The organism is Aggregatibacter sp. 2125159857, from assembly GCF_017798005.1.
In the GTDB taxonomy this organism is placed as follows: domain Bacteria; phylum Pseudomonadota; class Gammaproteobacteria; order Enterobacterales; family Pasteurellaceae; genus Aggregatibacter.
Genome location: NZ_CP072548.1, coordinates 401,232 through 415,119, shown reverse-complemented (window position 1 = coordinate 415,119; position 13,888 = coordinate 401,232). Strand labels below are relative to the sequence as shown.

Below are 13,888 nucleotides of genomic sequence, written 5' to 3'. Positions count from 1 at the left end.
AATACATGAAACACGAAGTCATAGAGTAAAACGGATTCAATAAATTCACAACATTTATTTAGGAATTATTATGTCGATATCGAAAAATTTAGAACCACGAATTGCCGAATTAGAAATGAAATTGACTTTCCAAGAAACTATCATTGAAGAATTGAATCAGGCGCTTATCGAACAACAATTTCTAATTGATAAAATGCAGGTACAACTTCGTTATTTAGTGAATAAACTGAAAGATGTACAACCCTCCAACATTGCCACTCAGGCAGAAGAAACCCCACCGCCGCATTATTAATGTAAAAAAGGGCGCTATATTTAGCGCCCAAAAGAAGGGTTTTCTTATTGTTGTTGGAATTATTTTGCGAAGTACGCTTCTAAATCATCGCTACCGCCAATGTGTTTACCACCGATAAATACTTGCGGCACAGTTGCACGGCCGGAAACTGCACGTACACTTACGATAGTAGCATCATGACCTAACACGATTTCTTCGAAGTTCAAGCCTTTTTCATGCAACATTTGTTTTGCTTTCGCACAGAACGGGCAGCCCGGTTTAGTGAAGATCGCAACAGATTCTTGAATTTGGTGTTGTGGTGCGATGTATTTCAACATAGTATCTGCATCAGATACTTTGAACGGATCGCCCGGCTCGTTTGGCTCAACAAACATTTTTTCTACTACGCCGTTTTTCACGAGCATAGAATAACGCCATGAACGTTTACCGAAACCTAAATCTTCTTTACCTACCAACATACCCATGCCTTCGGTAAATTCACCGTTACCATCCGGAACAAAAGTAATGTTTTCTGCTTTTTCATCCTCTTTCCATGCATTCATAACGAAAGTATCGTTCACGGAAACCACAAGAATGTCGTCAACGCCGTATTTTTTGAATACTGGTGCTAATTCATTGTAGCGTGGTAAGTGAGAAGAAGAGCAAGTTGGGGTAAATGCGCCCGGTAAAGAGAAAACGATAACGGTTTTGTTATCAAATAATTCAGATGAAGTTACATCAACCCATTTGTCACCTTGACGAGTACGGAATGTAACCTGAGGAACTTTTTTTCCTTCCATAGTAGACATAAGTTTTTCTCCTATTCTATAAGTGTTGCTATGAATTAGAAAGCCAGCCTAAATTACAGGCAGTTTCTAAAGATGGTGTGAATTATAGATAAAATTGTGATATAGTCACAATCAATTAATTCTATTCTTTTAATTGCTACTTTCTATAATGAGGACATATGAATATCCGTGATTTAGAATACCTTGTTGCCCTTGCAGAACACAAGCATTTTCGTCGTGCAGCAGACGCCTGTCATGTGAGCCAACCAACGCTAAGCGGTCAAATTCGCAAATTAGAAGACGAACTTGGCATCATTTTATTGGAACGTACCAGTCGTAAAGTGCTCTTTACACAATCAGGTTTATTGTTGGTAGATCAGGCTAAAACCGTGTTGCGTGAAGTGAAACTCTTGAAAGAAATGGCAAGTAACCAAGGCAAAGAAATGACCGGTCCGTTACACGTTGGCGTGATCCCGACAATAGGTCCTTATTTAATGCCTCACATTGTCCCGGCATTACAAAATGCGTTCCCGGATTTGGAACTCTTTCTCTACGAAGCGCAGACCCATCAATTATTGGAGCAGCTTGAAACCGGCCGCTTAGATTGCGCCATTGTGGCATCCGTACGTGAAACCGAACCGTTTATTGAAGTACCATTATTTAAAGAAAGAATGTTATTGGCCGTTGCTGAAAACCATCCGTGGGCAAAAGAACAAACCATTCCAATGTCCATGTTAAAAGATCATGAAATGTTAATGCTCGATGATGGACACTGTCTGCGCAACCAAGCCCTTGGCTATTGTTTTACTGCCGGTGCAAAAGAAAATTCTCATTTCCAAGCGACCAGTTTGGAAACCTTGCGTAATATGGTCGCCGCCAATGCCGGTATGACCTTAATGCCGGAGTTAGCCGTGCTAAGCGAAGGGGAACGTGGCGGCGTGAAATATTTGCCATGCCAACCTGAACCTTCTAGAGATGTTATTTTGGTTTATCGCCCCGGCTCACCGCTCCGCGCTCGTTATGAACGCATTGCCGAGGCCATTGCGAATTCGGTTAAATCGATTTTATCTTAACGGAGCATTTCATGGTCGGTATTCGCGCGCAGCAAAAAGAAAAAACCCGTCGCGCACTCATTGATGCGGCATTTAACCAACTGACGGCAGAAAAAAGCTTTTCCAACCTGAGTTTAAGGGAAGTTTCCCGTGAAGCCGGCATCGCGCCGACCTCGTTTTATCGCCACTTCCGTGATATGGATGAATTAGGCTTAACGATGGTAGATGAAGCAGGTTTAACCCTTCGCCAACTCATGCGTCAAGCCCGTAAACGCATTGCCAGCGGCGGGAGTGTGATTGTCATTTCAGTGGAAACGTTCTTTGAATTTATCCATAACAGCCCAAACGTCTTCCGCTTATTGTTACGAGAAAGTTCCGGCACCTCACAAGCTTTTCGTACGGCGGCGGCTCGAGAGATTAAGCATTTCATTGATGAACTCTCGGAATACATCGCACGCAAAAATAATTATTCGCAATATATCGCTTATGTACAGGCAGAAGGCATGGTGACCATCGTATTCACCGCTGGTGCTAACGCGTTAGATATGAGCAAAGCGGAACGGGAACAGCTAAAAGAGCGGTTGATTTTACAGCTTAGAATGTTAGCCAAAGGAACAAAGCACGAAGCAAGAGATCGCCGTGAAAGCCATTAACTACAAAAAATTTCTCAAAAACACCCTTTCTCTATTCCTCACCTTGCTGGTGATGAGTAACCTCATGGATTTTATTCGTAAACCGACTGTGCCGGAAGATATTAACGCAACGGCATTATACGATTTGCAAGGGAATCCGTTTTTTCTACCACAACTGGCGCAGGACAAACCCACTATTGTCTATTTTTGGGGAACCTGGTGTGGTTATTGCCGTTACACCTCGCCGACAATTAACGCGCTGGCAAAAGAAGGCTATCCTGTCGTTTCCATTGCCTTACGCTCTGGTTCTACGCAGGATGTCAATGATTATCTTAAAGAACATCAATACGAATTTACGACTGTCAATGATCCCCATGGTGCACTAGCAAATCAATGGGGTGTGAATGTGACACCGACGATTATTCTTTTGCATCAAGGTAAAATGGACTTAACCACAACAGGCTGGACAAGCTACTGGGGATTAAAAGTGCGGTTATTTTTAACCACGTTTTTATAGGATAGGCTTAGCCGACTCACGGTGTCATTTCACTTAAGCGACTCTGCTGCAAAATTCTCTGGTAATTGCGTCTGCATACTTGCCCAAATCGCTCCGCTGTCCTTGCCATACTGCAATACGCAAGGTGCCACCTCATCGATGGCTTGACGTTGGCAAATGTCCATCAAATTTGCATAAAAACGTTTTGCCAAAAGGCGTGCTTCTGCATTTTGGAAGTAAAACATGCCAATATGGGAATACAAATTCTTGAAACTATTTAAAATTAAACCATACACTGGATTATCAGAAGCAAACGCAAGATTACGGAAGACGTCATAGTCAAATTTTGTGTAATCTTCCGCAGTATCTTGTAATGTATCTAACGGTTGTAAAATACGTAAAGATTGTTCCGGTGCGCGTCTAAAGGCTTTGGGAATGTAAATCATAGAAATATCGGTACGCGCCGAACGCATATTTGCAATAAGCGAAGGCTGACGAGTGCCATCCAATTGAATCATGGTTTCTAGAATATTTAAACCGGAGGTTTCCCAAATATCATTGACTTTTGTCGGCTTACCGTGTTGGATATTTAACCAACCATCTCGCGCTAAGCGTTGTAACACTTCACGTAATGTGGTGCGCGTCACACCAATTTTATCTGCTAACTCCCGCTCTGCCGGTAAATCTGATCCCGGTGGAAAATGATGACTCCAAATACTCTTCACAATATATTCTTCAGCTAAGGCCGCGGGACTTTGTGCCTTCAGGAGAGGAGGGGTATTATTCATAAGATTCTTGTTCAATAAGTAATAACAGCATCCTTATTATCGTTGAAACTGCTAGACATTACAATGAGATAATTATTTGGTAAATTCATTGACATCATTTAGGATTTTTGACACAGTTGAAATTTAATTTACCTAGAATAGCGTAGTTTAGCGTTATTTAACATTCGATGTAGGGGACATCATTTATGGATGATCGTAGTTATACACAAGCATTTCTTAAAAACTTTTTGGGAACCAGTCCGGATTGGTACAAAATCACCATCATTACCTTTCTTATCCTCAACCCAATTTTATTTTTCATCACTCCCTTTTGGGCCGGTTGGTTATTAGTTGTTGAATTTATTTTTACCTTGGGTATGGCATTAAAATGCTACCCGTTACAACCCGGTGGTTTGCTTGCCATTGAAGCGATCATTATCGGGATGACAAAACCGGAGCACATAAAAGCAGAAGTCTTGGCTAATTTTGAAGTAATTTTGTTATTAATGTTTATGGTAGCAGGCATTTACTTCATGAAGCAATTATTGCTCTTTGTCTTCACCAAGTTATTGCTCAATATTCGCTCAAAACTGGTCTTATCATTGGCATTTTGCTTTAGTGCGGCGTTTTTATCTGCCTTTTTAGATGCATTAACCGTCGTTGCGGTAATTATCAGTGTCGCCATGGGATTTTACGGTGTATATCACAAAGTTGCTTCCGGTGGGACATTTTACGATTCTACAGATATCACTAATGACGAAAAAATCGGTAATCATCATGAAACCTTAGAACAATTCCGCGCCTTTTTACGCAGCTTAATGATGCATGCCGGCGTTGGTACAGCTTTAGGCGGAGTAATGACCATGGTGGGTGAGCCTCAAAATTTAATTATTGCCGATCAAGCAGGTTGGAACTTTGTTGAATTCTTCTTCCGTATGGCTCCGGTGACTGTGCCCGTATTTATTTGTGGTATCTTAACCTGTGTCTTGTTAGAAAAATTTCACTTGTTTGGCTACGGAGCAAAATTACCACAAAAAGTCTGGGAAGTTCTGGCTGATTTTGATCGTGCCAATATGAAAAAACTGACCAAACAAGAACGTTTGAAACTCATTATCCAAGCAATAATTGGAGTTTGGTTAATTATTGGATTGGCTTTCCACTTGGCTTCAGTGGGTTTAATCGGATTAAGTATTATCATTCTATGCACCTCGTTCTGTGGCATTACCAGCGAACACGCATTGGGTAAAGCATTCCAAGAATCCTTACCGTTTACCGCACTTTTAGTCGTATTCTTCACGATTGTTGCTGTTATTATCGACCAAAAACTTTTCGCACCAATTATTCATTATGTTCTATCGGCAGAAGAAAGTACTCAACTCACCCTATTTTATGCTTTCAATGGTTTACTTTCTGCTATTTCCGATAACGTATTTGTGGCAACGGTGTACATTAACGAAGCGAAAAACGCATTATCTGCGAACATTATCCCGCCACATCAATTTGAGTTGTTAGCTGTTGCAATTAATACCGGAACTAACTTGCCTTCCGTTGCAACACCGAACGGACAAGCGGCGTTCTTATTCCTGTTGACATCATCACTCGCCCCCCTAATTAACCTATCTTATGGTAGAATGGTTTATATGGCATTGCCTTATACTATTGTGCTGTCTTTAGTAGGTTTATTTGCCGTAGAATATATTTTGCCATCAATGACTATTTGGCTAGCCAATTTAGGCTTAATTATGCCAATTTAATAAATTTGAAGGTTAATTAAAATAGAGAGGAAAAAACGCAATGCTACATTTGTTCAAAACACTTTCCGTCCAACGTTCCGGTTGGTTATTGTTATTGATTTCAGCATTAGCGTTAGAAGGCACCGCACTTTATTTCCAGTATGGCATGGGCTTACAGCCCTGCGTAATGTGTATTTATGAACGTGTGGCATTATTTGGTATCGCCTTTGCCGGCATAATCGGCCTAATTGCTCCACGTTTTTTAATCATGCGCGTATTGGCGTTAATCGTTGCTTTTTTAAGTGCGGTCAAAGGATTATTTATTTCGATCAAACACGTCGACTACCAACTCCACCCGGCACCTTGGAATCAATGTTCTTACTTACCTGAATTTCCACAAACCTTACCATTGGATCAATGGTTCCCGGTCTTATTTCATCCTACAGGTTCTTGCAGTGACGAAGTATGGTCTTGGCTAGGGCTTTCTATGGCACAATGGATTGTGGTGATATTTGCAGTGTATTTATTGATATTCCTCTTCGTTTTAATCAGTCAATTCAAACGCGTTGAAATCCATCAAAGCAGACGCTTATTTAAATAATCAGTTATAAATAACCTAAATCTCAAGATTTGGGTTATTTTTATATTGGTTAACCTTTATTTTTATTTGAATTCTTCATAATACGATCTTTCGCAACGCGCCACTCACGTTCTTTGATATCATCACGCTTATCATGTTGCTTCTTCCCTTTCGCTAAACCAATTTTGATTTTAGCCCAGGCACCTTTCCAATATAAAGAAAGCGCAATCAACGTAAATCCATCTCGGTTTGTTTTCCCAAATAAAGAATCTAACTCACGTTGTTTTAAGAGCAACTTACGTGTACGACTAGGATCACAAACAATATGTGTAGAAGCTACGCTGAGAGGTTGTATCATTGAGCCAAACAAAAAGGCTTCACCATTTTTGAAAATAACATAGCTATCACTAATATTTACCTTACCTGCTCGTATAGACTTTACTTCCCAACCTTGTAGCTCAAGCCCTGCTTCGATTTCATCTTCAATAAAGTAATCATGTCTAGCGCGTTTATTTAAGGCAATTGTATTACTACCAAGTTTTACTTTTTTCTTTGTCATTTTTTGAAATCCAAATTAATTAGTAAAAAAAAGACTGAAGACTATACAGCCTTCAGTCTCTAGTTTTAGTAGAATGAACTTTTATTCCGCCGCTACTTCTTCAGAAGAAACTTCAGGACGATCAACTAACTCAATGTAAGCCATTGGTGCATTATCGCCTGCACGGAAACCACATTTAAGAATGCGGGTGTAACCACCTGCACGTTGTGCAAAACGTGGCCCTAATTCATTAAATAATTTAGCAACAGTTTCAGTGTTGCGTGTACGAGCAAAAGCGAGGCGACGATTTGCCACACTATCTACTTTTGCTAAAGTAATTAACGGTTCAACTACTCGACGTAATTCTTTTGCTTTTGGCAAAGTTGTTTTGATAATCTCATGACTAATCAAAGAACTTGCCATATTACGAAACATCGCTTGGCGATGACTGCTATTACGGTTGAGTTGACGACCACTCTTACGATGGCGCATAACCTTATCCTTCTCAGAAAAATCTTAAACCTACGACCAAACTAGTCTTCAGCAATACTTGCTGGTGGCCAATTTTCAAGGCGCATACCTAGTGATAAGCCTCTTGAAGCGAGCACATCCTTAATTTCAGTAAGTGATTTCTTACCAAGATTAGGTGTTTTTAATAACTCAACTTCTGTACGTTGTACTAAATCACCGATATAGTGAATTGTTTCTGCTTTCAAACAGTTAGCAGAACGAACTGTCAACTCTAAATCATCAACAGGACGAAGCAGAATCGGATCGAATTCTGGTTTTTCTTCCTTAATTTCAGGTTGACGAACATCTCGCAAATCAACGAATGCATCAAGTTGTTCTGCTAAAATTGTTGCTGCACGACGAATCGCATCTTCAGGATCAATAGTTCCGTTTGTTTCTAGCTCAATAACCAATTTATCTAAATCGGTACGCTGTTCAACACGTGCAGCTTCAACATTATAAGCAATACGGTCAACCGGGCTATAACAAGCATCTACTAATAAACGACCAATTGGGCGATCTTCATCCTGATTTTGAACACGAGCTGATGCAGGCACATATCCTCTACCACGTTGCACACGAATACGCATATTAATTGATGCATTCTCGTCAGTTAAGTGGCAAATAACATGCTCAGGATTTACAATTTCAACATCACCATCATGGGTAATATCTGCAGCAACAACAGGGCCAATTCCAGATTTAGTAAGGGTTAGAAGAACATCATCTTTATTTTGTACTTTTACAGCTAAACCTTTTAAGTTTAAAAGCACTTCAAGAATATCTTCCTGTACGCCTTCTTTGCTACTATATTCATGCAAAACACCATCAATTTCTACCTCAGTTACAGCACAACCTGGCATTGAAGATAGAAGAATACGGCGTAATGCATTTCCTAGAGTATGACCGAAACCACGCTCTAATGGCTCTAAGATAATCTTCGCCTGTGTTGAACTAACTTGTTCAATATCAACTAGGCGTGGTTTTAAAAATTCTGTAACAGAACCCTGCATTTTATCCTCTCTTTGCTTCTAAGCACTACTACAATTATTTGGAGTAGAGCTCAACGATCAGATGTTCATTAATGTCTGCTGATAAATCAGAACGCTCAGGAACACGTTTAAATACACCTTCCATTTTAGCAGCATCAACATCCAACCAAGTTGGTTTTTCTTTTTGTTCTGCTAACTCTAACGATGCTTTAATGCGTGCTTGTTTTTTAGATTTTTCACGAACAGCAATTACATCATCAACTGAAACTTGGAAAGATGGAATGTTCACAACACGGCCATTCACAACAATTGCCTTATGACTCACTAACTGACGAGCTTCAGCACGAGTTGCGGCAAATCCCATACGATAAACAACATTATCCAAGCGACCTTCTAACAATACCAATAAGTTTTCACCAGTATTACCTTTTAGACGATTCGCTTCTTTGTAATAGTTACGGAACTGACGTTCTAAGATACCGTACATACGGCGAACTTTTTGTTTCTCACGTAACTGACTACCATAGTCAGACAAACGCGGTTTACGAGCACCATGTTGACCAGGTGCTGTATCAATTTTACATTTCGAATCAATCGCACGAACGCCTGATTTAAGAAATAAATCAGTACCTTCACGACGGCTGAGCTTGAGTTTAGGACCCAAATATCTTGCCATTTTCTTTCTCCAACTATCCTATTACGTCATTAAACACGACGTTTTTTCGGTGGACGACAACCGTTATGAGGAATCGGAGTCACATCAGTAATATTCGTGATACGGAAACCCGCTGCATTCAATGCACGGATTGTTGATTCACGACCCGGACCCGGACCTTTAACCATAACTTCCAAGTTCTTTAAGCCGAACTCTTTAACGATTTCAGCACAACGTTCTGCAGCAACTTGTGCAGCGAACGGGGTAGATTTACGAGAACCACGGAAACCTGAACCACCTGCGGTTGCCCATGCTAGAGCATTTCCTTGACGGTCAGTAATAGTAACGATTGTATTATTGAAAGATGCGTGAATATGTGCAACGCCATCCACAATTTGTTTTTTTACACGTTTACGTGCACGAATTGGTGTTTTAGCCATTCTTTATTTACCCCGACTATTTTTTGATCGGCTTACGTGGACCCTTACGGGTACGCGCATTAGTTTTAGTACGTTGACCACGTACAGGTAAACTACGACGATGACGTAAACCACGATAACAACCCAAGTCTAAAAGACGCTTGATGTTTAGTGTTACTTCACGGCGCAAATCACCTTCAACGGTAAATTTACCAACTTCGTCACGCAGTTTGTCAATCTGCTCTTCAGACAATTCGCTGATCTTAACATCTTCAGCAATACCCGCTGCAGCACAAATGCTTTTTGAACGAGTCTTACCGATACCATAAATTGCAGTTAAAGCGATTACAGTGTGTTTATGATCAGGAATGTTAATGCCTGCAATACGGGCCACTATGCACTCCTATATTAATTAATTTGACACCCTGATCTTGAAAAGCCCGTTTTCAGGATACTCAAACAGAGTGTCAAGGAAATAAATGAGCTGAGTAGTATAATTACTCAACCGGTTCTTTGCAAGAAAAATATCAATTAACCTTGGCGTTGTTTATGTTTGGGATCGTTACAAAGTACACGAACAACTCCCTCACGTTTAACAATTTTACAGTTACGACATAATTTCTTAACGGAAGCACGAACTTTCATTGCTTATCCCTTTTATAACTGGACTATTGTCCAAAACCTTTAAGGTTTGCTTTTTTCAACGCAGACTCATATTTTGTAGACATTAAATGACTTTGAATCTGTACGATGAAATCCATAATAACCACCACAACAATCAGCAAAGATGTACCACCAAAATAGAATTGAACATTCCAAGCAGATGTCATGATATAAGGAACCAAACAAACGAATGTGACATATAATCCCCCAATAAGGGTCAATCTAGTCATGATCTTATCAATATATCGAGATGTTTGTTCCCCTGGTCTAATTCCAGGTATAAATGCACCTGACTTTTTCAAGTTATCTGCTGTATCCCGAGGATTATATTGCATTGCAGTATAGAAAAAGCTAAAGAAAATAATTGCCACGGCATATATAACTAAGTATAACGGCTGTCCAGGATGTAATAACATTGATAAATCAGTTAACCATTCTAAACTTGAGCCTTGTCCAACCCATTGAGTTAATGTTGCTGGAAAGAGTATTATACTTGATGCAAAAATTGCGGGAATCACGCCTGCCATATTCACTTTTAACGGAAGATGTGAAGTGTGTCCACCCAAAATTTGTCTGCCTTGCTGACGCTTAGCATATTCCACTTTGATTCGTCTCTGCCCTCTTTCGACAAAAACGACAAAATAAGTAACTGCAAAAACAATAACAGCTATCAATAAAAGAACAAGAAAATGCATTTGACCAAGGCGAGCTTGCTCAATCGTTTGACCTACAGCAGCAGGTAAACCAGCAACAATACCCGCAAAAATAATCAAAGAAATACCATTACCAATACCACGCTCTGTAATTTGCTCACCTAACCACATTAAAAACATAGTCCCGGTGACCAAACTAATTACCGCAGTAAAATAGAAGCTAAATCCTAAATTAGGAACTAACCCCGGTAACATATTAGGTAAACCTGTTGAGATACCTACCGCTTGTAAAGTAGCAAGAACAACTGTTGAATAGCGTGTATACTTACTAATTTTACGGCGACCAGATTCACCTTCTTTTCTTAGTTCTGCCAGTGCTGGATGAACTGAGGCTAATAGTTGGATAATAATTGATGCCGAAATATAAGGCATAATACCCAAAGCAAAAATAGAAGCTCGACTCAGCGCACCACCAGAGAACATGTTAAACATATCAATGATGGTGCCTTTTTGTTGTTCAATTAACTGAGCCAATACGGCAGCATCTATACCAGGAACCGGAATGAATGCACCAATACGGAAAACTATCAGTGCGCCTAAAACAAATAACAATCTATTCTTAAGCTCACTTTTTCCGCCTTGCGTACTTCTTGCTTGATAGCCTGGTTGCTTAGCCATTAATTATTCCTCGATTGAACCGCCTGCAGCCTCAATTGCTGCCTTGGCACCTTTAGTAACACCTAATCCGCGAACTACTACTTTAGACTTAACTTCACCTGCCAAAATTACTTTAGCAAATTGAATATCCTTAGTTAAAACATTAGCTACTTTTAATGCTTCTAGAGTTACGATGCCACCTTCAATTTTATTTAGGTCATCTAAACGAACTTCTGCTGTTACTGCAGATTTCATTGAGGTAAAACCAAACTTAGGTAAACGACGGTATAAAGGCATTTGTCCACCTTCAAATCCGCGACGAACACCACCGCCAGTACGGGATTTTTGACCTTTATGACCACGTCCACCAGTTTTACCTAAACCAGAACCGATACCACGACCAAGACGTTTAGCACTATGCTTAGCACCTTCAGCCGGAGATAGAGTATTTAAACGCATCTATTACTCCTCCACTTTAACCATATATGAAATTTGGTTAATCATTCCTCGTACTGCCGGAGTATCAATTAACTCAACAGTATGATGCATATGGCGAAGACCAAGACCACGTAGTGTAGCTTTATGCTTCGGCAAACGAGCAATAGAACTACGAACCTGTGTTACTTTAATAGTTTTAGCCATTATCAATTACCCCAAAATTTCATCAACTGATTTACCACGTTTAGCAGCAACCATTTCTGGTGATTTCATATTTGCTAAAGCATCAATAGTTGCGCGAACAACATTGATTGGGTTAGTTGAACCATATGCTTTTGACAATACGTTACGGACTCCAGCAACCTCTAACACGGCACGCATCGCACCGCCGGCAATAATACCGGTACCCTCACTTGCCGGCTGCATAAAAACGCGCGAACCAGTATGAGTACCCTTAATAGGATGTTGTAACGTACCTTCTGTTAAAGCCACATTAACCATGTTACGACGTGCTTTTTCCATTGCTTTTTGAATCGCTGCAGGAACTTCACGTGCTTTACCATATCCAAAACCTACTCGGCCATTACCATCACCTACCACAGTCAATGCGGTAAAGCTCATGATACGACCACCCTTTACAGTTTTAGATACGCGGTTTACCGCAATTAGCTTCTCTTGCAGTTCACCAGCTTGTTTTTCGATGTTTGACATCTCAAATTACCTCAATTAGAACTGTAGACCAGCTTCACGGGCTGCATCCGCTAAAGATTGGATACGGCCATGATATTTAAAACCAGAACGATCAAAAGCTACGCCTTTAATGCCTTTTGCTAATGCTCTTTCTGCAACGGCCTTACCTACAACTGCAGCAGCATCTTTATTTCCGGTATATTTCACTTGCTCTTTAATTGCTTTCTCAACAGTAGAAGCAGCCGCAAGCACTTCCGAACCGTTTGGTGCGATGACTTGGGCGTAAATATGGCGTGGAGTACGGTGAACAACTAAACGAGTTACACCCTGCTCTCTCATCATATGACGCGCACGAGCCGCACGACGGATACGAGCTGATTTCTTATCCATAGTGTTACCTTAATTATTTCTTCTTAGCTTCTTTAATACGCACCACTTCATCAGCGTAGCGTACCCCTTTACCTTTATACGGCTCAGGGCGACGATAAGCACGAATATCTGCAGCAACTTGACCAATTAACTGTTTATCTGAACCTTTCAAAACAATTTCAGTTTGAGAAGGACATTCAGCAGTAATTCCTGCAGGTAAAACATGCTCAACAGGATGAGAAAATCCAAGACTTAAAGCAACAGCGTTTCCTTTAATTTGTGCTCTATAACCTACACCAACTAATTGTAGTTTTCTTGTAAATCCTTCAGTAACGCCAATAACCATAGAATTAACTAGCGCTCTCGCAGTACCAGACTGCGCATTACCGCCCTCAACACCCTCACGTGGTGAAAATGTCAATTCGTTATTTTCATGTTTAACTTCTACTGAATGATGAATAGAGCGAGATAACTCACCATTTTTACCTTTAATTGTTAGCAACTGTCCGTTAAGTTTTACCTCAACGCCGGCAGGAATACTAACAGGTGCTTTTGCAACACGAGACATTATCCTACCTCTCCATTAAGCTACATAACAAATGATCTCACCGCCTAAACCCGCTTGACGAGCTGCACGGTCAGTCATTACACCTTTAGATGTAGATACAACAGCAATACCTAAACCACCCATTACTTTCGGTAATTCGTCTTTACGTTTGTAAATACGAAGACCAGGGCGACTAATACGCTGAATACTCTCTACAACCGGTTTTCCTTGGAAATATTTTAACGTAATTTCCAATTCAGGTTTTACACCTTCAATTACTTTAACGCTCTCGATATAACCTTCGTCAGCTAATACATTGGCAATTGCCACTTTTAGCTTGGATGAAGGCATACTGATCGCAACTTTATTCGCAGCTTGACCGTTACGAATACGAGTCAACATATCTGCGATAGGATCTTGCATACTCATTGTGCTTTT

General features: G+C 40.4%; 22 protein-coding genes. 6 read left to right on the top strand and 16 right to left on the bottom strand.

Annotation, left to right across the window (positions count from 1 at the left end):
* The first annotated feature begins 70 nt into the window (after positions 1-70).
* Positions 71-292 carry a SlyX family protein gene (locus tag J5X96_RS02185; protein ID WP_021615529.1) on the top strand — a complete coding sequence of 74 codons (222 nt, stop codon included), beginning with the start codon at positions 71-73 and terminating at the stop codon, positions 290-292.
* 59 nt (positions 293-351) lie between these two features.
* On the opposite strand, the gene pgdx is transcribed toward J5X96_RS02185, so the two are convergent.
* Entirely contained in the window at positions 352-1,080 is a 729-nt protein-coding gene (gene pgdx, locus J5X96_RS02180; protein ID WP_033002419.1) for a hybrid peroxiredoxin PGdx, read from the bottom strand.
* Between the two features lie 158 nt (positions 1,081-1,238).
* On the opposite strand from pgdx, the gene oxyR reads away from it, so the two are divergent.
* Genes oxyR through J5X96_RS02165 form a run of 3 tightly spaced genes read left to right on the top strand, consistent with a single transcriptional unit; the run spans position 1,239 to position 3,260 of the window.
* Positions 1,239-2,132: a DNA-binding transcriptional regulator OxyR gene (gene oxyR / locus J5X96_RS02175; protein ID WP_021615531.1), complete on the top strand. Its 894-nt coding sequence runs from the start codon at positions 1,239-1,241 to the stop codon at positions 2,130-2,132.
* Between the two features lie 11 nt (positions 2,133-2,143).
* The gene (gene fabR / locus J5X96_RS02170) at positions 2,144-2,764 is read left to right on the top strand and encodes an HTH-type transcriptional repressor FabR (protein WP_021615532.1); all 621 of its coding nucleotides are present in this window, start codon (positions 2,144-2,146) and stop codon (positions 2,762-2,764) included.
* Entirely contained in the window at positions 2,760-3,260 is a 501-nt protein-coding gene (locus tag J5X96_RS02165; RefSeq protein ID WP_209364747.1) for a protein disulfide oxidoreductase, read from the top strand. The genes fabR and J5X96_RS02165 overlap by 5 nt, the downstream gene beginning before the upstream one ends.
* 29 nt (positions 3,261-3,289) lie before the next feature.
* On the opposite strand, the gene fadR is transcribed toward J5X96_RS02165, so the two are convergent.
* The gene (fadR, locus tag J5X96_RS02160; RefSeq protein WP_209364054.1) at positions 3,290-4,027 is read right to left on the bottom strand and encodes a fatty acid metabolism transcriptional regulator FadR; all 738 of its coding nucleotides are present in this window, start codon (positions 4,025-4,027) and stop codon (positions 3,290-3,292) included.
* Between the two features lie 185 nt (positions 4,028-4,212).
* On the opposite strand from fadR, the gene nhaB reads away from it, so the two are divergent.
* Both nhaB and dsbB read left to right on the top strand, forming a co-directional pair.
* Entirely contained in the window at positions 4,213-5,760 is a 1,548-nt protein-coding gene (nhaB, locus tag J5X96_RS02155) for a Na(+)/H(+) antiporter NhaB (RefSeq protein WP_209364052.1), read from the top strand.
* Between the two features lie 40 nt (positions 5,761-5,800).
* Positions 5,801-6,340 (top strand): disulfide bond formation protein DsbB, encoded by a 540-nt coding sequence (gene dsbB, locus J5X96_RS02150; protein WP_209364050.1) that lies wholly within the window; start codon positions 5,801-5,803, stop codon positions 6,338-6,340.
* Between the two features lie 49 nt (positions 6,341-6,389).
* Here the strand turns inward: dsbB and smpB are convergent, their stop codons facing one another.
* From smpB to rpsH, 14 genes are all read right to left on the bottom strand, one after another.
* The gene (gene smpB, locus J5X96_RS02145; RefSeq protein ID WP_209364048.1) at positions 6,390-6,878 is read right to left on the bottom strand and encodes an SsrA-binding protein SmpB; all 489 of its coding nucleotides are present in this window, start codon (positions 6,876-6,878) and stop codon (positions 6,390-6,392) included.
* An 81-nt stretch (positions 6,879-6,959) separates the two neighbouring features.
* Positions 6,960-7,349, bottom strand: a complete 390-nt coding sequence (gene rplQ / locus J5X96_RS02140; RefSeq protein WP_209364046.1) for a 50S ribosomal protein L17 — start codon at positions 7,347-7,349, stop codon at positions 6,960-6,962.
* Positions 7,350-7,390: 41 nt separating this feature from the next.
* Positions 7,391-8,380, bottom strand: coding sequence for a DNA-directed RNA polymerase subunit alpha (gene rpoA / locus J5X96_RS02135; RefSeq protein ID WP_021615539.1), 990 nt, complete (start codon positions 8,378-8,380; stop codon positions 7,391-7,393).
* Between the two features lie 34 nt (positions 8,381-8,414).
* Entirely contained in the window at positions 8,415-9,035 is a 621-nt protein-coding gene (rpsD, locus tag J5X96_RS02130; RefSeq protein WP_021615540.1) for a 30S ribosomal protein S4, read from the bottom strand.
* Between the two features lie 29 nt (positions 9,036-9,064).
* The gene (rpsK, locus tag J5X96_RS02125) at positions 9,065-9,454 is read right to left on the bottom strand and encodes a 30S ribosomal protein S11 (protein WP_021615541.1); all 390 of its coding nucleotides are present in this window, start codon (positions 9,452-9,454) and stop codon (positions 9,065-9,067) included.
* Between the two features lie 16 nt (positions 9,455-9,470).
* Positions 9,471-9,827, bottom strand: a complete 357-nt coding sequence (rpsM, locus tag J5X96_RS02120) for a 30S ribosomal protein S13 (RefSeq protein WP_033002424.1) — start codon at positions 9,825-9,827, stop codon at positions 9,471-9,473.
* Positions 9,828-9,964: 137 nt separating this feature from the next.
* Positions 9,965-10,078 (bottom strand): 50S ribosomal protein L36, encoded by a 114-nt coding sequence (rpmJ, locus tag J5X96_RS02115; RefSeq protein ID WP_021615542.1) that lies wholly within the window; start codon positions 10,076-10,078, stop codon positions 9,965-9,967.
* A gap of 23 nt (positions 10,079-10,101) precedes the next feature.
* Positions 10,102-11,427: a preprotein translocase subunit SecY gene (gene secY, locus J5X96_RS02110; RefSeq protein WP_209364044.1), complete on the bottom strand. Its 1,326-nt coding sequence runs from the start codon at positions 11,425-11,427 to the stop codon at positions 10,102-10,104.
* Positions 11,428-11,430: 3 nt separating this feature from the next.
* The gene (gene rplO, locus J5X96_RS02105) at positions 11,431-11,865 is read right to left on the bottom strand and encodes a 50S ribosomal protein L15 (protein WP_209364043.1); all 435 of its coding nucleotides are present in this window, start codon (positions 11,863-11,865) and stop codon (positions 11,431-11,433) included.
* 3 nt (positions 11,866-11,868) lie between these two features.
* On the bottom strand, positions 11,869-12,048 hold the full coding sequence (rpmD, locus tag J5X96_RS02100; protein WP_005715766.1) for a 50S ribosomal protein L30: 180 nt from the start codon (positions 12,046-12,048) through the stop codon (positions 11,869-11,871).
* A gap of 6 nt (positions 12,049-12,054) precedes the next feature.
* Positions 12,055-12,555, bottom strand: coding sequence for a 30S ribosomal protein S5 (gene rpsE, locus J5X96_RS02095; RefSeq protein ID WP_021615545.1), 501 nt, complete (start codon positions 12,553-12,555; stop codon positions 12,055-12,057).
* A 15-nt stretch (positions 12,556-12,570) separates the two neighbouring features.
* Complete coding sequence (rplR, locus tag J5X96_RS02090; RefSeq protein ID WP_021615546.1) at positions 12,571-12,924, bottom strand: 50S ribosomal protein L18; 354 nt, start codon at positions 12,922-12,924, stop codon at positions 12,571-12,573.
* Between the two features lie 13 nt (positions 12,925-12,937).
* Positions 12,938-13,471: a 50S ribosomal protein L6 gene (gene rplF / locus J5X96_RS02085; protein ID WP_005548778.1), complete on the bottom strand. Its 534-nt coding sequence runs from the start codon at positions 13,469-13,471 to the stop codon at positions 12,938-12,940.
* 15 nt (positions 13,472-13,486) lie between these two features.
* The gene (rpsH, locus tag J5X96_RS02080; protein ID WP_021615547.1) at positions 13,487-13,879 is read right to left on the bottom strand and encodes a 30S ribosomal protein S8; all 393 of its coding nucleotides are present in this window, start codon (positions 13,877-13,879) and stop codon (positions 13,487-13,489) included.
* Positions 13,880-13,888: the final 9 nt, after the last annotated feature.

Excerpts from the sequence above, each read along its gene's own strand:
- J5X96_RS02185 (WP_021615529.1), top strand. The coding sequence starts at position 71 with ATGTCGATATCGAAAAATTTAGAACCACGAATTGCCGAATTAGAAATG.
- pgdx (WP_033002419.1), bottom strand. The coding sequence starts at position 1,080 with ATGTCTACTATGGAAGGAAAAAAAGTTCCTCAGGTTACATTCCGTACT.
- oxyR (WP_021615531.1), top strand. The coding sequence starts at position 1,239 with ATGAATATCCGTGATTTAGAATACCTTGTTGCCCTTGCAGAACACAAG.
- fabR (WP_021615532.1), top strand. The coding sequence starts at position 2,144 with ATGGTCGGTATTCGCGCGCAGCAAAAAGAAAAAACCCGTCGCGCACTC.
- fadR (WP_209364054.1), bottom strand. The coding sequence starts at position 4,027 with ATGAATAATACCCCTCCTCTCCTGAAGGCACAAAGTCCCGCGGCCTTA.
- nhaB (WP_209364052.1), top strand. The coding sequence starts at position 4,213 with ATGGATGATCGTAGTTATACACAAGCATTTCTTAAAAACTTTTTGGGA.
- dsbB (WP_209364050.1), top strand. The coding sequence starts at position 5,801 with ATGCTACATTTGTTCAAAACACTTTCCGTCCAACGTTCCGGTTGGTTA.
- smpB (WP_209364048.1), bottom strand. The coding sequence starts at position 6,878 with ATGACAAAGAAAAAAGTAAAACTTGGTAGTAATACAATTGCCTTAAAT.
- rplQ (WP_209364046.1), bottom strand. The coding sequence starts at position 7,349 with ATGCGCCATCGTAAGAGTGGTCGTCAACTCAACCGTAATAGCAGTCAT.
- rpoA (WP_021615539.1), bottom strand. The coding sequence starts at position 8,380 with ATGCAGGGTTCTGTTACAGAATTTTTAAAACCACGCCTAGTTGATATT.
- rpsD (WP_021615540.1), bottom strand. The coding sequence starts at position 9,035 with ATGGCAAGATATTTGGGTCCTAAACTCAAGCTCAGCCGTCGTGAAGGT.
- rpsK (WP_021615541.1), bottom strand. The coding sequence starts at position 9,454 with ATGGCTAAAACACCAATTCGTGCACGTAAACGTGTAAAAAAACAAATT.
- rpmJ (WP_021615542.1), bottom strand. The coding sequence starts at position 10,078 with ATGAAAGTTCGTGCTTCCGTTAAGAAATTATGTCGTAACTGTAAAATT.
- secY (WP_209364044.1), bottom strand. The coding sequence starts at position 11,427 with ATGGCTAAGCAACCAGGCTATCAAGCAAGAAGTACGCAAGGCGGAAAA.
- rplO (WP_209364043.1), bottom strand. The coding sequence starts at position 11,865 with ATGCGTTTAAATACTCTATCTCCGGCTGAAGGTGCTAAGCATAGTGCT.
- rpmD (WP_005715766.1), bottom strand. The coding sequence starts at position 12,048 with ATGGCTAAAACTATTAAAGTAACACAGGTTCGTAGTTCTATTGCTCGT.
- rpsE (WP_021615545.1), bottom strand. The coding sequence starts at position 12,555 with ATGTCAAACATCGAAAAACAAGCTGGTGAACTGCAAGAGAAGCTAATT.
- rplR (WP_021615546.1), bottom strand. The coding sequence starts at position 12,924 with ATGGATAAGAAATCAGCTCGTATCCGTCGTGCGGCTCGTGCGCGTCAT.
- rplF (WP_005548778.1), bottom strand. The coding sequence starts at position 13,471 with ATGTCTCGTGTTGCAAAAGCACCTGTTAGTATTCCTGCCGGCGTTGAG.
- rpsH (WP_021615547.1), bottom strand. The coding sequence starts at position 13,879 with ATGAGTATGCAAGATCCTATCGCAGATATGTTGACTCGTATTCGTAAC.